The sequence below is a fragment of the Nocardia sp. NPDC055002 genome (assembly GCF_053608825.1).
Genome location: NZ_JBSGWE010000007.1, coordinates 81755 through 104442, shown reverse-complemented (window position 1 = coordinate 104442; position 22688 = coordinate 81755). Strand labels below are relative to the sequence as shown.

18 protein-coding genes and 1 tRNA gene are annotated in these 22688 nt (G+C 67.7%); 10 read left to right on the top strand and 9 right to left on the bottom strand.

Annotated features, from left to right (window positions below; genetic code table 11):
* Window positions 1-44 precede the first annotated feature (44 nt).
* The 5 genes from crcB to ACWF99_RS26230 all read left to right on the top strand — a co-directional run bounded on the left by crcB (window position 45) and on the right by ACWF99_RS26230 (window position 4480).
* A complete protein-coding gene (crcB, locus tag ACWF99_RS26250) occupies window positions 45-407 on the top strand; it encodes a fluoride efflux transporter CrcB (protein WP_378633021.1) in 363 nt (120 codons plus the stop codon).
* Window positions 408-454: 47 nt separating this feature from the next.
* On the top strand, window positions 455-2092 hold the full coding sequence (gene pgm / locus ACWF99_RS26245; RefSeq protein ID WP_452537660.1) for a phosphoglucomutase (alpha-D-glucose-1,6-bisphosphate-dependent): 1638 nt from the start codon (window positions 455-457) through the stop codon (window positions 2090-2092).
* Complete coding sequence (locus ACWF99_RS26240; RefSeq protein WP_452537659.1) at window positions 2089-3420, top strand: MFS transporter; 1332 nt, start codon at window positions 2089-2091, stop codon at window positions 3418-3420. The genes pgm and ACWF99_RS26240 overlap by 4 nt, the downstream gene beginning before the upstream one ends.
* Before the next feature lie 65 nt (window positions 3421-3485).
* The gene (locus ACWF99_RS26235; RefSeq protein WP_452537658.1) at window positions 3486-4226 is read left to right on the top strand and encodes a DsbA family protein; all 741 of its coding nucleotides are present in this window, start codon (window positions 3486-3488) and stop codon (window positions 4224-4226) included.
* 181 nt (window positions 4227-4407) lie between these two features.
* Window positions 4408-4480 (top strand) — tRNA-Ala (locus ACWF99_RS26230).
* Between the two features lie 94 nt (window positions 4481-4574).
* Here the strand turns inward: ACWF99_RS26230 and ACWF99_RS26225 are convergent.
* A complete protein-coding gene (locus ACWF99_RS26225) occupies window positions 4575-5060 on the bottom strand; it encodes a nuclear transport factor 2 family protein (RefSeq protein ID WP_378651767.1) in 486 nt (161 codons plus the stop codon).
* Between the two features lie 124 nt (window positions 5061-5184).
* Here ACWF99_RS26225 and ACWF99_RS26220 point away from each other — a divergent pair, with 124 nt between their 5' ends.
* Window positions 5185-6201 carry a fatty acid desaturase family protein gene (locus ACWF99_RS26220; protein ID WP_378633030.1) on the top strand — a complete coding sequence of 339 codons (1017 nt, stop codon included), beginning with the start codon at window positions 5185-5187 and terminating at the stop codon, window positions 6199-6201.
* 3 nt (window positions 6202-6204) lie between these two features.
* Here ACWF99_RS26220 and ACWF99_RS26215 read toward each other — a convergent pair whose 3' ends face one another.
* Entirely contained in the window at window positions 6205-6723 is a 519-nt protein-coding gene (locus ACWF99_RS26215; protein WP_378633032.1) for a winged helix-turn-helix transcriptional regulator, read from the bottom strand.
* Between the two features lie 61 nt (window positions 6724-6784).
* Here ACWF99_RS26215 and ACWF99_RS26210 point away from each other — a divergent pair, with 61 nt between their 5' ends.
* The gene (locus ACWF99_RS26210) at window positions 6785-7429 is read left to right on the top strand and encodes a dihydrofolate reductase family protein (RefSeq protein WP_378633035.1); all 645 of its coding nucleotides are present in this window, start codon (window positions 6785-6787) and stop codon (window positions 7427-7429) included.
* Between the two features lie 37 nt (window positions 7430-7466).
* Window positions 7467-8162 carry a class I SAM-dependent methyltransferase gene (locus tag ACWF99_RS26205; protein WP_452537657.1) on the top strand — a complete coding sequence of 232 codons (696 nt, stop codon included), beginning with the start codon at window positions 7467-7469 and terminating at the stop codon, window positions 8160-8162.
* 89 nt (window positions 8163-8251) lie between these two features.
* Here ACWF99_RS26205 and ACWF99_RS26200 read toward each other — a convergent pair whose 3' ends face one another.
* The 5 genes from ACWF99_RS26200 to ACWF99_RS26180 all read right to left on the bottom strand — a co-directional run bounded on the left by ACWF99_RS26200 (window position 8252) and on the right by ACWF99_RS26180 (window position 15476).
* On the bottom strand, window positions 8252-9742 hold the full coding sequence (locus ACWF99_RS26200; protein WP_452537656.1) for a DUF4246 domain-containing protein: 1491 nt from the start codon (window positions 9740-9742) through the stop codon (window positions 8252-8254).
* A 77-nt stretch (window positions 9743-9819) separates the two neighbouring features.
* A complete protein-coding gene (locus tag ACWF99_RS26195) occupies window positions 9820-12339 on the bottom strand; it encodes a polynucleotide kinase-phosphatase (protein ID WP_452537655.1) in 2520 nt (839 codons plus the stop codon).
* On the bottom strand, window positions 12340-13737 hold the full coding sequence (locus ACWF99_RS26190) for a 3' terminal RNA ribose 2'-O-methyltransferase Hen1 (protein ID WP_452537654.1): 1398 nt from the start codon (window positions 13735-13737) through the stop codon (window positions 12340-12342). It lies immediately after the preceding gene.
* Between the two features lie 48 nt (window positions 13738-13785).
* The gene (locus ACWF99_RS26185) at window positions 13786-15129 is read right to left on the bottom strand and encodes a permease prefix domain 1-containing protein (RefSeq protein ID WP_452537653.1); all 1344 of its coding nucleotides are present in this window, start codon (window positions 15127-15129) and stop codon (window positions 13786-13788) included.
* Window positions 15120-15476: a PadR family transcriptional regulator gene (locus ACWF99_RS26180; protein ID WP_378633051.1), complete on the bottom strand. Its 357-nt coding sequence runs from the start codon at window positions 15474-15476 to the stop codon at window positions 15120-15122. The genes ACWF99_RS26185 and ACWF99_RS26180 overlap by 10 nt, the downstream gene beginning before the upstream one ends.
* 175 nt (window positions 15477-15651) lie before the next feature.
* Between ACWF99_RS26180 and ACWF99_RS26175 the strand changes: the two genes are divergently transcribed.
* Window positions 15652-16359, top strand: coding sequence for an LppP/LprE family lipoprotein (locus ACWF99_RS26175; protein WP_452537652.1), 708 nt, complete (start codon window positions 15652-15654; stop codon window positions 16357-16359).
* Window positions 16360-16397: 38 nt separating this feature from the next.
* Here the strand turns inward: ACWF99_RS26175 and ACWF99_RS26170 are convergent, their stop codons facing one another.
* Complete coding sequence (locus tag ACWF99_RS26170) at window positions 16398-17501, bottom strand: metallophosphoesterase (RefSeq protein ID WP_452537756.1); 1104 nt, start codon at window positions 17499-17501, stop codon at window positions 16398-16400.
* Window positions 17502-17820: 319 nt separating this feature from the next.
* Here ACWF99_RS26170 and ACWF99_RS26165 point away from each other — a divergent pair, with 319 nt between their 5' ends.
* Window positions 17821-18909 (top strand): alpha/beta hydrolase, encoded by a 1089-nt coding sequence (locus tag ACWF99_RS26165; protein WP_452537651.1) that lies wholly within the window; start codon window positions 17821-17823, stop codon window positions 18907-18909.
* 65 nt (window positions 18910-18974) lie between these two features.
* Here the strand turns inward: ACWF99_RS26165 and ACWF99_RS26160 are convergent, their stop codons facing one another.
* Window positions 18975-22688, bottom strand: a complete 3714-nt coding sequence (locus ACWF99_RS26160; RefSeq protein WP_452537650.1) for an arabinosyltransferase domain-containing protein — start codon at window positions 22686-22688, stop codon at window positions 18975-18977.

Sequence of the window (22688 nt, the reverse complement as noted above, 5' to 3'; positions counted from 1 at the left end):
CATCCGATGGTCGAGATGTGGGCTCCCACACGGGGAGGCGCGGCATGACGGTGGCGCTGGTGCTGGCCGGGGGCATGCTGGGGGCACCTGCCCGGTACCTGATCGACCGGCGGATGTCGGCGTGGTTTCCGACTGGGCTGCCGTGGGGGACACTAACCGTTAACATTGTCGGTTCGGCGTTGCTCGGGGGTCTGATCGGCGCGAGTGCGGGCAGTGCGCTGCTGGCATTCGCGGCAACCGGCTTCTGTGGTGCGCTGACCACGTTCAGCACGTTCGGCTACGAGACGGTCCGTCTGGTAACCGAGGGCGCCTACGTGTACGCCGTGGGCAATGTCGCGATCAGCGTCGCGGCGAGCCTGGCCGCGGTGTACGCCGCCGCGTCCCTGACCCAGTGGTTGTGCGCATGATTCTCATGACCAGCCGCGCGCAGCCGACACGGAAGGGAACACCCACCATGGCCCACGATCGCGCCGGACGGCCCGCCCGCCCGACCGACCTGGTGGATATCGCTCACCTGGTCACCGCGTACTACAGCCTCGTCCCCGATCCGGACGAGCCGAGCCAGCAGGTGGTGTTCGGCACCTCGGGTCACCGTGGGTCCAGCGAGGACGGCGCGTTCAACGAGGCCCACATCATGGCGATGACGCAGGCGATCGTCGAATACCGCGCCACCCGTGACATCACCGGCCCGGTCTACCTCGCGCGCGACACCCATGCCCTGTCCGAGCCCGCCTGGACCACCGCGCTCGAGGTCCTGGCGGGCAACGACGTCACGGCAGTGATCGACGCCCGCGGCCGCTACACGCCCACGCCCGCGCTGAGCCACGCTGTCCTGAACCACAATCGCGGCGGTACCAAGCACCAGGCCGACGGCATCGTGGTCACCCCTTCGCACAATCCGCCGCGCGACGGCGGCTTCAAATACAACCCGCCGCACGGCGGCCCCGCCGACACCAAGGCCACCGACGCCATCGCCGCCCGCGCCAACGAACTGCTGCGCGGCGGCCTGGCCGGGGTCAAACGAGTCTCGCTCGATCAGGCGATGAACACCCACGTCCAGCGCTACGACTACCTCGACCAGTACGTCTCCGACCTGCCGAACGCGTTGAACCTGGACGCGATTCGGGGCGCGGGAATCCGGATGGGCGCCGACCCGATGGGTGGCGCGAGCGTGGACTACTGGGAGGAGATCGGCCAGCGTTTCGATCTCGAGCTCGAAGTGGTCAACCCGTTCGTCGACCCCACCTGGCGTTTCATGACCCTCGACAGTGACGGCCAGATCCGGATGGACCCGTCCTCACGCCATGCCATGGCGGCCCTGGTCGGCATCAAGGACGACTACGACATCTCCACCGGCAACGACGCCGACGCCGACCGGCACGGCATCGTCACCCCGGACGGTGGCCTGATGAACCCGAACCACTTCCTGGCCGTCGCGATCGAATACCTGGTCGCGAACCGGATGTGGTGGGACGCGCTCACCAAGATCGGCAAGACCGTCGTCACCTCGTCCATGGTCGACCGCGTGGTCGGCGTGCTCGGGCGGGACGTGCACGAGGTGCCGGTCGGGTTCAAGTGGTTCGTGCCCGGATTGTTCAGTGGCAGTTTGGCATTCGGTGGTGAGGAGAGCGCGGGCGCGTCGTTCCTGCGGATGGACGGCACCGTCTGGACCACCGACAAGGACGGCATCCTGCTGGCCCTGCTCGCCGCCGAGATCGCCGCCGTCACCGGCCAGACTCCTTCTGCCAGGTACGGCGAACTGGAACGCCAATACGGCAGCCCCGCCTACGCGCGGATCGATGCCGCCGCCACCAGCGAGCAGAAAGCCAAGCTCGCGCGCCTGACCCCCGAGGCCGTCACCGGCACCGAGATCGCGGGCGAGGAGATCACCGGCATCCTCACCACCGCGCGCGGCAACGGAGCGCCGCTGGGCGGGCTGAAGGTGACCACGGAGAACGCCTGGTTCGCCGCACGTCCCTCGGGCACCGAGGACAAATACAAGATCTACGCCGAGTCCTTCCTCGGCCCCGAACATCTCACCCAGGTACAGGCCGCGGCCGAGGAGATGGTGAACCAGGCGCTGACCGAGTGAGCGCTCCGGCCAAAGTCCGGCTACCCGCCGAGATCTGGGTACTGATCGCGGCCGCCTTCGTGATCGCGCTCGGGTTCGGTCTCGTGGCGCCCGTGCTGCCCCAGTACGCCCGCGAATTCGGGGTGGGCATCGCGGCGGCGTCGGCGATCGTGAGCGCGTTCGCGTTGATGCGGTTGCTCTTCGCGCCCGCCAGCGGTCGGCTCGTGCAGAAGCTGGGCGAGCGGCGGGTGTATCTGGCGGGCATCGTGATCGTGGCGCTGTCGACCGGGGCATGCGCGCTCGCGCAGACGTATTGGCAACTGCTGGTGCTGCGTTCGCTCGGTGGCATCGGGTCCACGATGTTCACGGTGTCGTCGATGGCGCTGATCATCCGGGTGTCACCGCCCGCCGCGCGCGGCCGGGTCTCGGGGGTCTACTCGACCAGTTTCCTGATCGGGTCGTTGCTCGGGCCGCTGGTCGGCAGCAGTCTGGCCGGTTTCGGGCTGCGTGCGCCGTTCGTCATCTACATGGCCGCGCTGCTCGTGGTGTGTGTGATCGTGTTCGCCGGGCTGCGCGAATCGCCGGTGCTCGCGCCCGAGAACGGCGCGAAGCCTGTCGAGTTCACCTTCCGTCAAGGGTGGGCCGAGCCCGCTTATCGGGCGGTGCTGCTGTCGAGTTTCGCCGGTGGTATCGCGGTGTTCGGTGTGCGGATGGCATTCGTCCCGTTGCTCGTCGTGGAAACGCTGCATCAGGAAGTCGGCATGGCGGGTGTCGCGCTGACGGTGTTCGCCGCGGGCAACGCGGCCGTGTTGTTCGCGTCGGGCAGGCTCTCCGACCGGCTCGGCCGGAAACCGTTCCTGATCGCCGGGTCCGTCATCTGCGCGCTCGGCACCGGTGCGCTCGGTTTCGCGCCGACACTGCCGTGGTTCCTCGCCGCGTCGTTCATCGCGGGTCTGGGTTCGGGGATGTTCAGCCCGGTGCAGCAAGCGGCGCTGGCCGATGTGATCGGGTCGCGGGCCCGCGGTGGTCCGGTGCTGGCCGCGTTCCAGATGTCGGCCGATCTGGGCACCGTGCTCGGTCCGATCGTCATCGGCTGGTTGGCCGAGCGCACGTCGTTCGGGGTGGGTATGGCCGTGACCGGTGCGGTGCTGGCGGTGTCGGCGGCCGTATGGGTATTCACTCCCGAGCCCTCGCAGATCGAGCACCCCGAAGATCCGGAGCACCCCGACCACGCGGGCGACGGCATCGACCCCCAATGCGCCTGCGACGGCAGTCCCGACGGTAAGCCGGTGGTGCGTGACGGCATGGTTCCCGCCGGTCGACCCAGCGATTACCACAAGCCTCAGTAGCAGGTCAGCGCCATTTCGGCGTGCCCGCGCGGCGCGCCGCCGGCGACTCGAGGCAGAGTGGACGGGTGAGCACAGCCGGTTCTTCGCACAATCCGCGCCCCGTTTCCAGCAACACCACCTACGCGCTGGCCGCGGTGGCGGTCGTCCTCATCGGGTTGATCGTGTTCGCTGCCTACAAGTGGAGCGCGGAACCGCCGCCCGCCGTCCGCAACGAGGGCTACGGCACCGTCCGTGAGGCCGCCGTGCAGGTCACCACCACCCCCGAGGGCGTCATCCGCCTCGGCCGCCCCGACGCCCCCAAGACCGTCGACATCTTCGAAGACCCCATCTGCCCCGCCTGCGGCGCGATGGAAACCGCCTACGGCCAGGAGCTCGCCCAGAAGATCGACGAAGGCAAGCTCGCGGTGAACTACCACCTCGTCACCTTCCTCGACCCCCAGTCCAAGAGCAAGGACTACTCCACCCGCGCGACAGCCGCGAATCTCTGTGTCGCCCAAACGGGTTCAGGGCCCATCTACAGCAAGTTCCACGAAGCCCTGTTCACGAAGAAGCAGCCCTCCGAAGGCGGCTCCGACCTGAGCAACCCCGCCCTGGCCACCATCGCCACCGAATCCGGCGCCCCCGAATCCGTCGCCGCCTGCATCAACAACGGCACCCAGTCCGACGCCGCCAAGACCGCCGCCGCGAAGAACCTCGCCGACCTCGACGCCCGCACCGGCAACAAGGCGGCCACCCCCGCGATCTACGACGGCTCCACCAAGATCAACTGGCAGGACGAGAACTGGGTAGTGAACCTGGCGCCCTGAGCCCTCGCGTGAGGTTCGGCACATTCTACCCCTGACCAGCCGATCCTTCCCGCCCCACGAGCCACTGCGCCCCCGCCCGTAACCCCACATTTTCGCCGCCTACCAGCCGATTTGTTCTCTCTCAGACGCATGGTGTAACTTCATTCAGGCAGCAGCGAGAGCCGCTGAAACAACTGAACACGGGGCTATGGCGCAGCTGGTAGCGCACCACACTGGCAGTGTGGGGGTCAGGGGTTCGAGTCCCCTTAGCTCCACTTTCAACAAAAGGTCCGGCTTTCGAGCCGGACCTTTTGTCGTTTCATGGTCAGATGGTCGTCGTAAAAATGTACGCCGACATCGGCTCGATCTTCAATCCAGCACGGTGGCCGGGCCGCCTCCGGTGATGGTTCGGTAGTCGTCGATCCGATGGCCGGTCCGCCAGGGGCGTGCCGCGCCCGATACCCACCAGCGCCGCCACAGTGACGGGTGCTTCAGAACGATGGGCAGCACCGGTAGGGGATCGAAGTAGTTCATTCGCTGGATCGCCTTGCCGTCGCGAAGGATCATGCGATCGACGTTCGGCCATTCGATGCGGTGGCGTCCCACGTGCGCCAGCAACCGGAACTCGATGAAGACCACGTCGTCGTCACCGCGCCACCGGTCGACGTGCGCCCGGAGGTCGGGGAGGAATCGCCAGATCTGGGCGAATTCTCTTTGCGCCGCGGCGATTCCGTGCATCGGTGGGGACAACGGCTGGGTCAGCACCACGTCCGGATGCAGAATCTCCGGGATTCGGTCAACGGACGGTCGATCCCAGAAATCGATGAAGTTCGCGACGAACTGTTCAGCGGACATGTGACTCCCCTCGTCAGCCTGACGGTAGCGAATTCCCGCCGAACTCCGCGACCACCCAGCGGTGGATATCGCAGATCTGCAACCCGTTCACCCGGACGTGGCCTGCATGCGCCATGCTTGTGGCGTGGTTATCGCGTCTGATGTCGTTCCCGTGCGTGGCAGTGAGTACTCGGTCCTGTTGCGTCGCGTCCGGGCGGCGGACCTGCTCGACCGGCAAGTGGGGTATTACGGGTGGAAGAGCGCGCTGACCGCAGTGGCCTTCGTGGCTGGTTGGGTGGCATTTTTCGCCATCGGTGACTCGTGGTGGACGCTGGCGGTGGGAGTGTTCCTGGCCGCGGTGTTCTCGCAGATCGCGTTCCTCGGGCACGATGCCGGGCACAAGCAGATCTTCGCCGGGCGGCGGGCCAACTACCTGTACGGGCTGATCGCGGGCAACCTCGCCATCGGGCTGAGCATCGGGTGGTGGACGAGCAACCACAACCGTCATCACGCCCACCCCAATACCGAGGGCATGGACCCGGACGCGATGGGTGTGCTCGCGTTCTCCGGTGACCGTGCGCGGGCCGGAACAGGTTGGCGGCGATTCATTTTCCGCTACCAGGCGTGGCTGTTCTTCCCGCTGCTGCTTCTGGAAGGTGGCAGCCTGCACTGGAAGAGCATCGTCGCGGTGTTCCGCTGGCCGATCCCGAACCGGGTCTGGGAGGGTGCGCTGCTGGCCGCCCACTTCATCGGTTTGCTCTCGGCGGCGTTCCTGGTGTTGTCGCCGGGGAAGGCGTTGGTGTTCATCGCCGTTCAGCAGGGTCTGTTCGGTTTGTACATGGGCTCCACCTTCGCGCCCAACCACAAGGGCATGGAAGTTCTGCCGGACGGCGACAACACCGATTTCCTGCGTCGCCAGGTGCTCACCTCGCGCAATGTGCGCGGCAGCTTCCTCGTCGACACCGCGATGGGTGGGCTGAACTACCAGATCGAGCACCACCTGTTCCCGTCGATGCCGCGCGCCAACCTGCGCCATGCCCAGCCGATGGTCGCGCAGTTCTGCGCCGAGATCGGCGTTCCCTACTGCGAGACCGGCTTGTTCGAGTCGTACCGCCAGGCGATGGCCCACCTGAACGAAGTCGGCCGCCAGGCGGCTCGCTGACCCTTACTCGCCGGCCGCCGCGAGGTAGGCGGCGGTGAGTTCTGCGAGCACCCCGTCGTCGGGAAGCGGCGCGCCACGGAGATGGGTGGCGCGCAGTTCATCCATGAAGCGCTCCCACATCGGGGGTCCGCCCGCGGCGAGTAGCTCCGCGCGCACCGTCAGCTCCGGCGCTGTGTGCAACCATCGCGCACCCCACGCGCCCAGTGCGGCCAGCACCGGAACGAGCTGAATCGCGGCCTCGGTGAGGTGGTATTCGACCTTCTGCCGGTGACTGGGGTCGTCGTCGCGAGTGAGCAGACCTGCGGCGACGAGTTTGGCGAGCCGTGCGGCCAGGATGTTCGAGGCGATGCCTTCGATGGAGCCGGTGAGTAGTTCCCGGAAATGCGTATGCCCGCCGAACATGATGTCGCGCAGGATGATCAGGCTCCAGCGGTCGCCGAGGAGCTCGACTGTGAGGTTGATCGGGCAGCCCGACTTGCCCGGCGGCACCGGCAACTTCTCCTGAGCAACTGGTTGCGACATAGGATCAGTCTAGGATACGTTCATCACTGCTTGCACATTGCAATCAGAAAGGGCACCCCCGATGGCTCAGATGGTCCGCGTTCAGAACTTCAGCATTTCCAGCGACGGGTACGGCGCGGGGGAGGGGCAGAGTCTGGAACACCCCTTCGGTCACGCCGAACCCTCTGACTTCATGTTTTGGGCAGGCGCCACCGCGCACTGGCCCAACCGCACCGATCCCGGTGGCACCTACGGCCTCGACGACTACATCACCCGCGACTACGCCGTGAACATCGGCGCGGAAATCATGGGCCGCAACAAGTTCGGTCCGCAGCGCGGACCGTGGGAGAACTACGACTGGCAGGGTTGGTGGGGCGACAACCCGCCGTTCCGCACTCCGGTCTTCGTCCTCACCCACCACGAGCGCCCGTCGTTCACCTTGGCCGACACCACGTTCCACTTCATCGACGCCACCCCGAAGGACGCGCTCGCCCAGGCTCTGGATGCCGCCGACGGCAAGGATGTACGCATCGGCGGCGGCGTCGCCACGGTCCGCGAATTCCTCGCCGCCGACCTCATCGACGCGATGCACATCGTCGTCGCACCGGTGGAAATCGGTGCGGGCGAACGCCTGTGGGAAAGCCCCGACGAATACGACGACCGCTTCCACCACGAGCAGGTCCCCAGCCCCAGCGGAGTCGTCCACCACTTCTTCTGGCGTCGCTGACGTATCACGTGACCTGCGCGGCAGCGATAATCGTGTGGTGCCAACAGATCCCGTCCTGCTCGACGACCTGACGCTGGAACAGTCCTCGGTAGTCGCGAACAACGCGATGAACCGCGGCCGAGGACTGTCCGGGGTGAACAGCTACGCCCGCGAACTCGGATTCGACCCCTACGAGGTACTCGCCGAGCGCTTGCGCGCCGACCCCACCGCCCGGGTCACGTGGATCGACGTCTGCTGCGGCTCCGGCCGGGCCCTGCTCGAAGCAGAGGAACGATTCGACCGCGAATTCCCGACCGCCGACGTCACCATCATCGGCCTGGACCTCGTCGACTTCTTCCTGGACAAACCCCGCACCCCGCGCCTGCGCCTGCTCACCACCTCGGCGACAACCTGGACCCCGCCACGTGAAGCCGACCTCGTCACCTGCGTCCACGGCCTGCACTACATCGGCGACAAACTGGCGCTGATCGAGTCGATGACATCCTGGATGACGCCCTCCGGCCACTTCGCCGCCGACTTCGACCCCTCCGAAATCCGCTGTCCGGGCGGTTCCCCGGCGACGACCGCTGTCGTCGATGCGTTGCGCGCGGCAGGACTGACCTACAACCGCCGCCGACACCAGGTGCGTGGACACGGCCGCCCGACCTTCGCCGCCACCTTCCTCGGCGCCGACCCGACCGCGGGTCCCGGGTATACCGGTCAGCCGGCGGTGGTGTCGTACTACGAGTGGTGAACCGGGATCGTCAGTTCTGGCACACCGCAACGGCGGCGAGCTGACGGACATCGGTGGGCACCGCTCCCTGGAAGTGCAGGGCATCGAGATCAGTGTTCGCAGAGGGAGAATTCGCGTTCGTAGAGTTCGTTGTTGTGTTCGTCGACGAAGAACTTGCGCTCTCGCATCAGTTCCGTGCGGAAGGCGTCGGCCTGTGCCGCTGTCATCGTCGACGTCGGGGACCAGGGTTGTTGGGGTGGGATGTCGGAGGTCGAGACGATGGTCGTCGAAGGGTCGACGAGGAAGAAGGCCAGGATCTTGCGGTGACCGGTCCGGGTCGGGTCCTGGAGCCGGAACGGTGCGACGCGATGCTGGAGGATGTTCGGGAACGCCACGCAGCGACCGGCTGTGGCCTGGACCGATCCCAGGTCCTGGTTGAGTGCGTCCTCGTCGGCGAGACCGAAGACCTCGCGCATGCCGGTTTCGTCGTTCTGGTCGTATTCGGGGTCATCGATCGCCGCGCGGAAACCGAGCCGGCTGTCGGTGATGTTCTCGTTGTCCCAGTAGTAGATTCCGGTGGCGACGATGCTTTCGTTGAGCATTGCTTCGACGTGCCACGAACCGCCCGGATATTCCGGCTTCTCGGGTGTGAGGTAAATGTTGGCGAGTTTCACGATGACCTGCAATCTGCGCCCGGTGAGGTCGACGCGATCGCTGTCGTCGACGGGTATGGGTGGCTGAAAAGCGGGGGCGTCGGGGATGGCCGGTCGGCGGTTTTCCCACCATTCGTCCCAGGCGGCCTCGAAGGCTTCCTGGGCTTCGTCGCTCTCATCGGTCGGCTCGGTGGGTTCGGAGTCTTCGTACCAGGCGAAGGGGTTGACGTCGATCCGCACCGGTCGTGGTCGGCGCAGGTCGGTCAGCACATCGGCCAGCAGTGGGAGCATGCGGGCGAACAGTTCCGGCAAGACGGATTCGAGTGCGTGATGGCGAGCGGGGTCGACGTTGTTGACATAGGAACGGAAGGCGACCTCGCCGGTGTCGGTGACATCGACATCGGTGGGCAGCCATTGAAACTTCTGCGAATACGCGTACCCGGCATCATTTTTCGCCGGGCCGGGCCATGGCGCGTCATCGGGCCGGCTGACGCCGCGGACCAGGCAGTACAGCGAGGGATGGACGAGATTGCGCACCTGACCGTTCGACCCGGGTTGCCAATCGTGTTCTGCCGCTGGAACATCCTCGAACACCCGGGCCGCTGCGCGCAGGCGAGCCCGCAACGTGTCGTCGATCAGGGTGTCCGATTGCCACACCCCATCGACAGCGGACATCTCGATCCCGGTCTTCTCGTCGCGTAATCCGGCGTAGTACGCGAGTTCATCGAGCACATAGCGGATTTGCGCCTCCGTCATTCCGGATTCGGCGGCTTCTCGAGTCCATCGGGCGACGATGTCGGAGTCCAGCATCTTCTGATGCCACTGTGATTTCTCCCGAACAGCGGCGCTCAATCGCATCATCTCCAGCTCGCGCACCGTCCTGACCGGTGCGACAGCCACCAGATGAGCGGCACGGAAGGGCAACGGAAACGGGGCGAGCTGAGTCAATTCTCTATTCTCTCAACAGTTCTGGCGAGTCGCGCGGTGCGAATACCGGAGACGACACTATTTGACCGCCGCAGAGCTCAGAGGCGAGGGTCGGTCGGTACGGATTCCATGGCCAGGACGGCGAAGACCAATTCATGGACGCGCCACAGTGGTTCGCCCGCGGCGACGGCGTCCAGGGCGGCCAGGCCGAGCGTGTGTTCGCGGAGGGCGAGGGTGCGTTTGCGGCTGAGGGTGCGGTCGCGCAGACGGGTGAGGTGTTCCGGGGTGGTGTAGTCGGGGCCGTAGATGATGCGGAGGTATTCGCGGCCTCGGCATTTGATGCCGGGCTGGACGAGTTTGCCTCTGCTGCGGTGGGTGAGGCCGGCGTAGGGCTTGAGGACCATGCCTTCACCACCTGCCGCGGTCATCTCGAGCCACCAGGTGGTGGCTTCGGCTTCGGCGGCAGGGTCGGACAGGTCGACGATTCGGCGGCCGGTAGGGCGGAAGGTCACAGGGTCGGCCGCGACCAAGCGGTCGCTGATGTCGAGGTGCCAGCCGTGGTCGCGGTCGGCGTAGCAGGCGCCTGCGGAGGCGAGGAGGGCGAACGGGGCGATCTGGACGCCGTCGAGTCCTGTTGTCGGCCAGCAGTATCGGCGGTAGGCGTGGGTGAAACCGGCCGCGTTCTCGGCGCGGTCGGCGGTGCGGGCACGCAGTTCGCCGAGGTCGAGCCCACGGGCCAGTCCGGCGTCGAGTGCCGCGACCGCGGCGGGCAGCGCCGACCGTGCGGCGGCGCCTGCGGCCGCGTACTGGGTGCGGATCAGCCCGGCGGCCTTGGCGGACCAGGGCAGCAGTTCGCAGTCCAGGAGCAGCCAGTCCGAGTCGAGTTCGTCGAAAAGCGGTGCGGCCGCGGCACGGACGCGGTCGAGTAGCGTCTCGGTGAGGGCCGGATCGTTGAAGAACGACCGTCCGGTGCGGGTGTAGATCGCACCGGAGCATCCGTCGCCGACGCCGAAGCGGGCCGCCGCCTTGTCACGGCACACGAGCACCACGGCCCGCGACCCCATGTGCTTCTCCTCGCACACCACCTTGTCCACACCCGCCGCGCGATAGTCGGCGAACGCCTCGGTGGGATACTCGAGATACCCCTCGACGGTCGACGTCGACGGCGGAGACATGGTCGGCGGCAACCACAGCAACAGCCGGGGATCGATCGCGAACCGGCTCATCACCTCCAGCGCGGCCGCCGAGTTCTCGGCATCGACGATCACCGTGCCGTGCTCGGTGCGGATGTGCCTGCGCCCGGTGACATCGGCGAGGTCGAGCGTCTCGTTGTCGCGCGCGGATTCGGCATCGGCGAGCGGCCGGATCGGCTCGTAGTACATCCGCTCGGCCTGCACCGCGACGAATGTCTTCTCGGGGTAGCGCAGCGCCGTCAGCTCGCCGCCGAACACCGCACCGGTGTCGAGACAGACGGTGTTGTTGATCCACTCCACCTTCGGCGTCGGTACGTGCCCGTAGACGACCATTGCCGCACCGCGATAGTCCCGCGCCCACGGATAGCGCACCGGCAAGCCGTATTCGTCTGTCTCGCCGGTGGATTCGCCGTAGAGACAGAAGTCGCGAACGCGCCCGGACGCGCGTCCGTGGTATGCCTCTTTGAGTCCGGCGTGCGCGACCACGAGTCGCCCACCGTCCAATCGCAGGTGACTGACGAGGTCGTGGATCCACTGCGCCGCGGACTCGATGAACTCCGGTGTCTCGCTGTCCAATTGCTCGAGCGTCTCGGCGAGGCCGTGCGACACCGTGACGTTCTTGCCCCGCAATTTCTTGAGCAGCTTCTGCTCGTGATTGCCCGGCACGCACAGCGCGTGTCCGCTCGCGGTCATGCCCATCACCAACCGCAGTACCCCCGGTGAATCGGGCCCGCGGTCGACGAGGTCGCCGACGAAGACCGCCTGACGTCCCGCCGGGTGGGTGGCATCGACAGCGCGCCCGGCCTCGTCGCGAACCAGCGTCCATCCGAGTTCGCCCAGCAGCGTTTCCAATTCGGCCCGGCAGCCGTGCACATCGCCGATGATGTCGAACGGACCCGTGAGCTCACGCCGGTCGTTCCACGCCTTCTCGTAGGTGATCGTCACTTCGGCCGGATCACTGACGACGTGCACCTTGCGAAAACCCTCGCGACCGAGCTCGCGCAGGGAACGCCGCAGGTCCTGACTCTGCCGCTTCAGGACGTTGCGCCCGAAGTCGCGATCGGTGCGTCCCTGGGTACGTTCCCACGCCACAGCTTCGGGCGTATCGATGACGATCGCGACCGGCAGCACATCGAAAGACCGCGCCAGCGCGACCAATTCGGCCCGGGCGTGCTTCTGCACATTGGTGGCGTCGATGACGACGCGTCGACCGGCGCGCAGCCGGATCCCGGCGATGTGGCCGAGCGCGTCGAAGGCGTCCTTCGTCGCGGACTGATCGTTCTCGTCGTCGGCCACCATGCCGCGGAAGAAGTCCGACGACAGCACCTCGGTGGGCTTGAAGTGCTCGCGGGCGAAGGTGGATTTGCCGGAACCGGAGATGCCGACCAGGGCGATGAGCGACAGGTCGGGGAGGTCGATGTTCATTTACGCGGCCTTCCGGAACAGCGCGAGCTGGGTGGGGGAGCCGGTCTGCGGGTCGTGGTCGCCGACCGGGCGGATGTCGACGGTGTAGCCGAAGGTCTCGGCGACGCGGGCGCACCAGGCGGTGAATTCGGCACGGGTCCACTCGAATCGGTGATCGTCGTGGCGGTGACCGTCGAGGGTCTCGTAGTGCACGTTGTATTCCACGTTCGGCGTCGTCACGATCACCGCGCCGGGCGCAGCATGCCCGAAGACGGCGCGTTCGAGCGCGGGCAGCCGGGACTCGTCGACGTGTTCGATCACCTCCATGAGCACCGCCGCGTCGAAGCCGCGCAGGCGGTTGTCGTGGTAGGTCAGCGCCGACTGGATGAGCGTGATCCTGGCCCGCTGCCGGTCCGACATCCGGTCGAACTTCAAGCGCCGCTCCGCCATCGACAGCGCCGCGCTGGAGACGTCGGCGCCGACGATCTCGGTGAACCGGGCCTCGGCTTGCAGCGCGAGCAGCAGAGCGCCCGGGCCACAACCGAGATCGAGGACACGCGATGCGCCGGTCTCGGCGAGTGCCGCGAGCACCGCTTCCTTGCGCAGCTTCACCAGGGGTGTGCGGCGCTCGGCAGCTTCGACGCGTTCGATCGCGTCTCCGGGGATTTCGGCATCGTCGACCACCTCGTCCGCCGAGCGCAGCCGTTCCAACGCCGACAACATGAGTGTGCGCCGTCCGGCCAGATAGCGCCGCGCGATCAGTTCACGGTCGGGGTGGGCGCCGAGCCAGCCCTCGCCCGCGCGGAGCAGTTTGTCGACTTCGTCGGCGTCCACCCAGTAATGCTTGCTGTCATCGAGCACCGGCAACAGCACGTAGAGGTGGTTCAGTGCCTCTGCCAGCCGCAGCGTCCCGGTCAAACGGAGGTGGGTGTAGGGCGACGGGCCCCATTCCGGGAACTCGGGATCGAGCGGCACCGAGCTGGTCGACACCGTCCAACCCAGCGGCGCGAACAGTCTCTCGACGATCTCGGTCCCACCACGGCACGGCACGGCGGGGACTTCGATCTCCAACGGAATCGCGGTCTCCGCCAGTTCTTTACGGTCGCGGCTCGTGCCGTTCAGCGCCGACCGGAACACCTTGCCCAGCGCCACCGACAGCAGGCTCGACGCCACATACGGCCGGTCGTTCACATAGCGTCCGAGCGCGGACCCGTTGTGCCCCTTGCTCGGTCGCGCCAACTCCACCGGGTCGACCTCCAGCAGCAGGGCGACGGTGCAGCGATCGACATCGGCCTGTGGATAGAAGACGTGTGCCGTGCCGCCGGTGGTCGTGAACGACTGCACGCGGTCGGGATGTTTGACCACGAGGTATCCGAGGTCGGTCGCCGGCGTGTGAGTCGTGGAGATCGTCAAGAGCACTTGATGATCCTGTCACGGACCGCCAGCGATTTTCGCCGAGTCCGGAGATCATCGGAAGTCGAACGACGGTGGGATGGCGACGATCACGGCGGCCGCCCACACGCCGTATACGGGCAGGTAGTCGGTCTGCCAGCGTTCGACAGCGGTGAAGGTCTTCCTGCCGCGCACGAAGCCGAGCCCGAGGTGGCCCGACCACACGAGGTTCACCAGCAACACCACGTTCAGTCCGAGCGCGACCACCTTGTTGGGGGTGGAGCCGAACTCGGCGATCCGGGTGAGCATGGCGGCCAGCATCGTCACGTCGACGACCAGCGCGGTGAGCACCAGCACCAGCTGCAGGCGGTCGAAGAACCCGGGTGGGGTCAGCGGATCGCGGGCGGAGATCGTATAGAGGAGCAGGCCCAGGACCAGGACGAGGATCAGGTCCATCAGGATGAGCAGATCGCGGTCGATCGCGGTCAGGCTGCGGGTGGTCGCGAGAGCGGCGAGCAGCGCGAACAGCATGACGATGGTGAGCGGGGTGAAGACCCGGGTGAGCACCGGCGCGATGTTCTCCACGACGTTCTGTTTGGCTTCGACCAGCCAGGCGGCGACGATCACCGCGCCCGCCGCCCCGAAGGGCAGCACCCAGTCCTCGATCACCGGCTCGATGTCGAAATCGAGGGTCCCGAACGCGCCCACTGTCAGTCCGATCAGCACGCCGCCGCCGAGTGCCAGCAAGGTCAGGTAGACGAACCACTCCCCGGTGAACCGGATGAAGTCCATCCGCCGCCGCCCGGAGCGCCAGTCGCCGCCCACGTACGCGAAGCCGACCACCAGCCACAGCAGGATCGGCGCGTGGATCGCGGCGATGATCTCGGTCGCCCCTTCGGGCTCGAACGGATACAGGTTCAGCACGAGTGCGGTGAGCACGACGGGCGCGAGCAGCACGGCGGCCACCCGCGCGGAAACCTGGCGCTTCCACGCGAAATATCCTGCGAGGAAGGGCAACACGAGCAGGCTGATGTTGAGATCCAACGCAGGGCCCGCCAGCCAGGTGAAGCCCGCCTTCACCGTGAGCGCCGCCCCTATGGCGAAGGCGAGCACAACCATCAGCTCTCGATTGCCCGCACCGCCCTCGGACTCCTCCGGCACCAGAACGAGCTGCTTCCACAGCCTTTCGGAATGCTCGAGCGCGAACTCCCGGGAGATCGCGTCCATGCTGCCCATCCGTTTCACCGCGACGAGGAATGCCTCGTCGCTCGACAGGCCCGCGATGTGCAAGGTCGAGATCTGTTCGCGCAGATGATCTTCCATCTCGTCGATGTCGGCGACCGAAATCGCACGATGACGCTGGACGTACCCGCGCCACTGATCGATATGGGCTTGCAACTCGGTCTCCATCACGCCCATCCCTTCTCCACCGGCCGGGTGGCGCTGCGCCAGACCTGGTCCAGGGCCTCGGCGACCACACTCCACTGAGCTTGTCGTTCGGCGAGCGCCGCCCGGCCCGACTCGGTGATCAGGTAGTGCTTGCGGCGGCGTCCGCCCTCGGACACCCGCCACGTCGACGACACGTGCCCGAGCCGTTCCAGCCGGTGCAGCAGCGGGTACAGCATCCCGTCGGTCCACTGCATCCGCCCGCGGGAGAGCTGGTTGACCTGCTCGAGGATGGCGTAGCCGTACGACTCGCCCTCGGCCAGAATTCCGAGTACCAGCGGCGTCGCCGAGGCCGCCACCAGGTCTTTGTCTATCCGCATCGCACTCCTATACCTAGAAGATCTAGGTAATAACCTAGCAGATCTAGGTATATGGGTGTGGATGTCGCACCCTAGGGTGAGGATTCCGTTGAATCGCCTAACGACCGTGTCGGGGGCCCCGATGAAGTCTGCATGTACGCGCTACCGCGCGTAGGGGACACAGAATCGAGGAACCATGAAGAACGCAGTTCGAATGGGCGCGCTCATCGCCGTCGCCGCGGCACTGGTCACAGGCTGCACCGACGAGAGTGGTTCAGGGGCAACAACATCAACCTCCCGCGCGACGGCGGCCCCGTCGAGCTCCCGCGCGCCCGCGCCGGGTGGCCAGACCCCGGAGTCCTCCGCGCCCGAGGAGACCGCCGCGCCCCGGCCCGGCGCCACCATCGCGCCGGAGCCCGAAACACCGCCGGTCACACAAGCTCCCACGTTGATCCCGGCTCCCGGCACCACCTCTCCCGCCCCCGCCGACGACATCAGCGGACCGGGTCGCTGCATAGACCCGGCCTCGACCGGTGTGCAGAACGCCCTCGCGAGCCTCCAGGGAACCTGGGTCGCCGGACAGGCTTCGAGTGATCAGCCGGGTAGCTGTGGTCAGCTGTTGTATGTGCGCGCCATCGGCGGCAACTCCGCGGGTGCGCCGATCCACCTCTTGTTCTTCCGCAACGGAAAGTACTTGGGCACGGGCACTTCTGAGCCGTATGCCTTCACCACCGTTGTCGGGTCGAGCAACAACGCGGTGACCGTCGACTACCGCTGGCTCGCCGGTGACGAACCCTTTGCCGCACCGCAGGGCGGCCCGGCCACGATCACCTATTCGTGGAACGGTTCGAAGGTGGTGATGGGCGGCACGCTACCGACCGAAGTCACCCAGCCGCACCGCTGATCCGATCTCGGACGCCCCTGTGCGCTGGGCGACTGGGTTCAGTTGTCCGGGTGCAGCACCAGCACCGTGATCTCGCTGGGGGCGAAAACCCGTAGCTGCGGGCCCCAGAAACCGGTGCCGCGGCTGGTATAGAGCTGGGTGTTGTTCGCGTGTCTGCTCAGGCCCGCGACCACCGGCTGGTCGAGCCGGACGAGGTAGTGGAACGGCCAGATCTGCCCGCCGTGGGTGTGACCGGAGATCTGCAGCGCGATGCCCGCCGCGGCGCTGTCGGCGATCTGTTTGGGCTGGTGGGCCAGCAGGACGACCGGCAGCGAGGGGTCGGCGCCCGCGAGTGCGGCGGGCAGATCGGGACCGTGACCGGGCAGGCCGACGCCGGTCGGGTCGTCGATGCCGGCGATGACGAGGCGGTCGCCGTCGCGGGTCAGGACGCTGTGCTGGTTGTGCAGCGGCTGCCAGCCGAGCGAGGCCATGTAGTCGATCCAGCCCTGCGCGTCGCCGAAGTACTCGTGATTGCCGGTGATGTAGAACCGGCCAAGCGGCGCCTCGACCTTGCCGAGCGGATCGACCTGCGCCTGGCGTTTCACGACCGAGCCGTCGGCGAGATCACCGGCGTGGCATGCGATATCGGGCCGCTGCGCGTTGACCACCTCCACCACGCGTTCCGACCAGCGCCGCCGATTCAGCGCGGCGTAATGGGTGTCGGTGACGACCACTACGCGCAACCCGTCCAGGCCCCGCGCCAGCCCGCGAATCGCGACGTCGACCGTGCGTACCCGCGGTACCCGACGCGCCTCGTACACGCCCCACCCGACCAGCGCCGCGGAAGTCACCAGCACCCCTGCCGCCACGATCCGGGCACCGTCGACCCCGCCGACGGCCAGCGCGCCCCGCACGAGCAGCCCGATCACCGACCAGGAGAACACCACCCACACCACCCCGAGCAGGGTGTCGCCGACGATCACCGCCGGATCGGACTGCGCGGGCCCGTGCCCGAGGAACATCGTGAGCGGCAGGCACACGAGGGCGGCCGCGGCGATCGCCGTCCCGATCCAGAACAGCGTGCCGCTGCCACCGGTCGGCGCCGAGACCAACGTCCACCAGGGGACCCCGAACAACAGGGCGAGGACCAGCGACAACATCATCAGGCGTACGGCGAGCTTCACGGCGGTCCCGTTCTGGGCAGGGCGGCCGGGCGCGGCCACGAATCGACCTCCCAGGGTAGCGCTCCGCCGGCGCCGCCCCTCGCCGAGAATCCGCAGTTCGCAGCGGGCGCGCGAAGCAGGCTGCCCCACTGCACAATTCGATGTACCCCTGGGATCAGGTGCGCGCTATGCTGCCCGACAGGGCCCCGCGCGCAGGTGCAGTACCGCGGCGGGTCGAGTGGGGAAGCGGCGAGGCCGCACAAACGGGAAGGTCAGAACACCGATCATGCGTGGGGTAAAGAGAGTTCTTCGGCGAGTGATGGCAGGCGCCGTCGTCGTGGTGGTGCCGTTCGGCGCCTCTGTCGCGCCCGCCGCAGCCGATGCCGACCCGTCCGCGATCGACTTCCGGGTGGATACGTCGATGGGGGAGATCAACACCAGGATCATCCGCGCGGCCGACGGCAACACCGATCGGGTGGTCTACCTGCTCGACGGCGAACGCGCCGAGGACGACCTGAACGGCTGGGAGAAGCACACCACCATCCCGGCGCAGATGGCGAAGTTCAACATCAACGTCGTGATGCCGGTCGGCGGCCAGTCCAGCTTCTACGCCGACTGGGAGCAGCCGAGCAATTTCTTCGGCGTCAACCCCGACGGGTCGATGCTGCCCAGCGCCGACTCCGGTTCGGCGATCGGCGGCTGGGAGGACACCCAGGGCAAGGTCAACACCTACCAGTGGGAAACCTTCATCACCAAGACGCTGCCGGAGGCGATGAATTCCCGGCTGGGCTTCAGCGCGACCCGCAACGGTGTGGTCGGCCTGTCCAGCGGCGGTAGCGCGGCGATGCTGATGGCGGCATACCACCCCGAGCAGTTCACCTACGCCGGGTCGCTGTCGGGCTACCTGCACATGTCGATGCCCGGCATGCGCGAGGCGCTCGGCGGGGCGATGATCGCCAGCGGTGGGTACAACATCGAGGCGATGGCGCCCGCGGGCAGTGAGAAGTGGAAGCGGATGGACCCGTACGGGTTCGTCGAGAAGTTGATCGCCAACAACACCCGCCTCTACGTCTCCGCGGGTAGCGCCAAGCCCGCCGACCAGGACCTGTCCTCGGTCGACGCGATCACCCAGGGCATGCCGCTGGAAGCGATCGCCCTGGCCAACACCCGCTCGTTCGAGAAGCGGGTGACCGCACTGGGTTACGAGAACGTCAGCTACGACTTCCCCGACATCGGCATTCACAACTGGGGCACCTGGGAACAGGTCGCCATCCGTCTGATGCCCGACATGGCGCGCAACATCGGCAAGCCGTTGCCCGCGGGCGCGACCCCGCCGGGCGGTGGCGCTCCGCCCGTCGACGGTCCGCCCGCCGGTGGCCCGCCCGCCGGTGCCGAACCGCCGAAGTAGCCTCTGCCACAACCGACACCGCCGCTACCCGTGCTCGGGGTAGCGGCGGTTCGTGTTTGCCGGGGTCAGCTGGTTTTGATCGGGGTTTCGTTCGTCAGGCCCCAGCGGATCTCGGTGCGCACGGTGATGTCGGCCGGTGGTGCGGCGACGGTGCGGGTGAGGCGTTGGAGCTCGCCCCAGTCGCGGGTCCAGTCGTCGGCCAGATAGGCGGGGACGGTGCGTGATTGCATGAGCATGCCGGTCCAGCCGAGCGGGCCGCCGCCGGTGTCGCCCTGCCAGGTCTCGGAGACCTGGGCGTTGAGCTTGTCGGGCTGGATACGCCAGATCGGCATCTCCGCGACGCCGGTGTGGTGGTCGAACGGGCGCTGGCACGGGAAAGCCAGTCCCACATGCCAATCCGTGAGGACCGGGTCGGTGCTGCCGACGACGGTGTTCAGGCTCGACAGTTTCGGCAGGCGCGGTGGGGTGATCGCGAGCCACTGCATGGGGTCGGGCTCCGCCGCGTCGGCGACGAGTCGAACGGCAGTGGTACCCACAGGAACTCGATCCAGCGCGATCGGGAGGTTCCGCCAGCCCGGAGCGCCACCAACCGTCGGCGGGATCGCCTCGCCCAGGGCGGTGGTGGTTCCGTCCTCGGCACGACGAGCGAACTCCACTCGCAAGCGTTGCCCCGGCATGCGTGAGCCATCGGGCGCCGTGGACTCGATCCGACCGGCCACCGTCAGGATCATCACCCGGTAGGCCGGATTCTGCTGTGCGGCGGCCATATCCAGCCGATACCACTGCGTCGTCAACTGCGTCCGCTGTGGTTCGCCGGTCGAGTGACTGCCGAGCACCGGCGTTCGTTCCGGGGCGAGGCCGAACGGCAATGCCACCGTGCTGCCGTTCACGCCGGCCACGGCAGGACCGGCCGCTCCGGGTGGTCCCGCGTTCGGACCGCTCGGTGGTGTCCCGGTCGTGCCGCCGGCCGGGGCTGGACCGCCGGGGCCACTTCCGCCAGGGCCTGAGCCGCCGGGGCCGCTTCCTCCGGGACCCGAACCCGAAGGCGGGGCGGAGGATTGGCCGGGACCGGGATCGGGGGCGAGACTCCCGACACCGTTCGGGGTGAAGCCGGTGTTCTCGGCGGCCAGCCCGTCGGCGACGGTGCCGCTGTACGGGGCGAGCAGTGAGTCCGCGGTATTCGTCTCGACGAGAACGTCATCGGCCATCGCGCACCGGTCACCCGTCAGCGCGCGTAGATTCGACAGCCCGACCGAATAGGCCGGGTACTGCGAAACGGCCGCGGCGGCAAGCGAAGCCACTTCGAACAGCACCATGGCCGCCGCGGCGACGGTCAGCGGCGCGACAGCCGGGATCTTGCGATTCGGCCTGCGGCGACCGATACCGCCGTAGTACTGGAACAGGGCCGTGAGGAGGCTCGCGGCCGCTGCGGCGAGGAAGAGGGTCGACACCTCGATCCCGCCTAGCGTGGGAGCGCGGTCGGGCCACGGGACGCCATAGCCGGAGACGTACCACCACCCGTTGGAGCCGGTGAAGCTCACGGCGAGCAGGAACAGCACCGCGGCGGCGAACAGTGTTCGGAGATAGTTCCGGCCGACGCGGACCAGCGCCACTGCCGTGATCGCGGCGAGTGCGGCGGCCAGGCCCCCGTAGACGCCGAAGTGATGCGTCCACTTGGTGGGGGTGAACATCATCAGCAGCAGGGCCATGAAGACGACAGCGAGGATTCGGGTCACCGGGCCACGCGCGGTCGCCGGGATGCGACCGCGGCGCAGGGTCGCGGCGATGCCGACCGCGAGGCACAGGAGCATGGCGAGGACGCCGAAGCGACGGGCCAGGGAGCCGTCGGGGTTGACCGACAGCAGGGAATCCCAGCGGGTGCGTTCCTCGAACCAGGACATGTCGGGGCCGACGAGCTGGCGCACGCGGGTGGCTTCGAGGACGGTCGAGAAGGTTTGGTCGGCGAAGACGACGACCAGTACGAGAGTGCCCGCGGCGACGATCGGAGCGACGAGTGCGGCGTATCGGAGGAACACGGTTCCGCGAGGGGACACGCCAGCGCCCGAATCCGGTCTGGCGCGGGCGATGATCGTGCGCAGCACCGGTCGCGAACCGGCCAACAGTGCTGCCACGCAGATCAATCCGGTGGGCCCGGCCGCCAGGGAGAACGCGGCGATCAGCACCGCGACGGCGGCGGGCAGCAGGCGGCGAGTGGCGATCGCCCGTTCCATCGAGCACCAGGTGAGAAGTGCGCCGACCGCGATGAGGGGTTCGGGTCGCAGGCCGTTGTTGTAGGGCAGCCAGATCGACAGGAACACCAGGGCAGCGGTCCAGCGCGCGACGCGGCTCGCGCGCACGCCGGAACCCAGGCGCGGCAACACTTCCCGGCTGAGCACCAGCCAGCACACGAACCCGGCGAGCAACGCGGGCAACCGCATCCACACCCCGACCTCGCTGACCCGGGTCATCTGGGCGAGCACCTCGTAGGGCCACCCGAACGGTGCCTCGGCGACCTGGAACCAGCGGTAGTAGTTGGCGGTGTAGCCCGCTTCCTTCGACGCGCGCGCCATCGTGAGGATGTAGCCGTCGTCAGAACTGTTGGCGCCGATCACATGCCAGCTGACCAACGTGCCCGCGACCACCGCGTCGAGACCGGTGAACCGCCACCATTGGGCGGGCAGAACGCGACGCGCCCGGCGGCCGTCGCGAGCGTCGCCGCGATGCAGGCAGATCAGGGCGAGCAAGGCGCTCAACACCGCCCCGACGATCGCTGCCAGCTTCCAGCCACTCGGACTCGACGAGAACCGCGCATCGATCTCGGCATGCAGTCGCGCGTCTCCCATCCGTCCGCGATCCAGCTCGGTGAAGACTCCGACCACCTGTGGGCGCACATCGGCGTCCACGGTCGTCTTCATCGGCGAGCCGTCGGCTCGGGTCATACCGGTGAGCTCGGCGGTGGTGCTCGAGCCGGTGGAAACCACGGTCAGCGCTCCGCATCGGGCGTCGCGTGCGGTCTCGGGCACAGCTGTTCCGGGCGCGCCGCCCGGACCGGCCGGTGGCTTCGTCGTCGAGGACAGCGGCCCGTTCGGCGGAACCGCGCCCGACGGGGGAGTGCTGCCAGGAGCGGGAGCGCCGCTAGGTGGAGTGGTGCCGGTGGGTGGCGCGCCGTTGGGTGGAGTGGTGCCGCCGGGTGGCGGCGCACCGTTGGGAGTGGTGCCGCCAGAGGGCGGTGCACCGTTGGGCGGGGTGCCGCTGAGGGGCGGTGCGCCGTTGGGGGGAGCGCCGCCGGCGGACGGTGTGCCGTTGGGGGCAGGTGGCCGGTTCGCGTCGGTGGGGGGCGGTTGTGTGCCATTCCGGCCGTCGGCGGTCGAGCTCTCTTGCACGGGGGCGTTCCCCGCGATATCCGCGATCGGCGCGCTCAACAGCAACTTGTCGCGCAGCACCACGGACAACGTGCGCCCGGCTCCCGGCCGGTCCTCGATACGCGCGACCAAGCCTTTCGATCCTGCTCGCGGCGCCTGGGCGGGAACCGTGGACAGCACTGTCCCGCCGGTCATGTCGCGCAACGCGGTACACGGAATGCTCACGTCGAGCGACAACGGCACGTAGTCCACGAGTGGCACGCTGAGTTGCATCGACTGGGGCTGTGGCCACTCCAGGCTCGCGCGCTGCTGCTGAACCGGCAGCAACGGAGTCGCCACCGCCAGCACCACACCCAGCGCCCCCGCCGCGATCCCGATTTTCTGCACTCGGCCGAAGCCGGAAGAATCTCCACCCAC

Excerpts from the sequence above, each read along its gene's own strand:
- crcB (WP_378633021.1), top strand. The coding sequence starts at position 45 with ATGACGGTGGCGCTGGTGCTGGCCGGGGGCATGCTGGGGGCACCTGCC.
- pgm (WP_452537660.1), top strand. The coding sequence starts at position 455 with ATGGCCCACGATCGCGCCGGACGGCCCGCCCGCCCGACCGACCTGGTG.
- ACWF99_RS26225 (WP_378651767.1), bottom strand. The coding sequence starts at position 5,060 with ATGTCCGCTGAACAGTTCGTCGCGAACTTCATCGATTTCTGGGATCGA.
- ACWF99_RS26215 (WP_378633032.1), bottom strand. The coding sequence starts at position 6,723 with ATGTCGCAACCAGTTGCTCAGGAGAAGTTGCCGGTGCCGCCGGGCAAG.
- ACWF99_RS26210 (WP_378633035.1), top strand. The coding sequence starts at position 6,785 with ATGGCTCAGATGGTCCGCGTTCAGAACTTCAGCATTTCCAGCGACGGG.
- ACWF99_RS26195 (WP_452537655.1), bottom strand. The coding sequence starts at position 12,339 with ATGAACATCGACCTCCCCGACCTGTCGCTCATCGCCCTGGTCGGCATC.
- ACWF99_RS26185 (WP_452537653.1), bottom strand. The coding sequence starts at position 15,129 with ATGGGCGTGATGGAGACCGAGTTGCAAGCCCATATCGATCAGTGGCGC.
- ACWF99_RS26180 (WP_378633051.1), bottom strand. The coding sequence starts at position 15,476 with ATGCGGATAGACAAAGACCTGGTGGCGGCCTCGGCGACGCCGCTGGTA.
- ACWF99_RS26175 (WP_452537652.1), top strand. The coding sequence starts at position 15,652 with ATGAAGAACGCAGTTCGAATGGGCGCGCTCATCGCCGTCGCCGCGGCA.
- ACWF99_RS26170 (WP_452537756.1), bottom strand. The coding sequence starts at position 17,501 with ATGATGTTGTCGCTGGTCCTCGCCCTGTTGTTCGGGGTCCCCTGGTGG.
- ACWF99_RS26165 (WP_452537651.1), top strand. The coding sequence starts at position 17,821 with ATGGCAGGCGCCGTCGTCGTGGTGGTGCCGTTCGGCGCCTCTGTCGCG.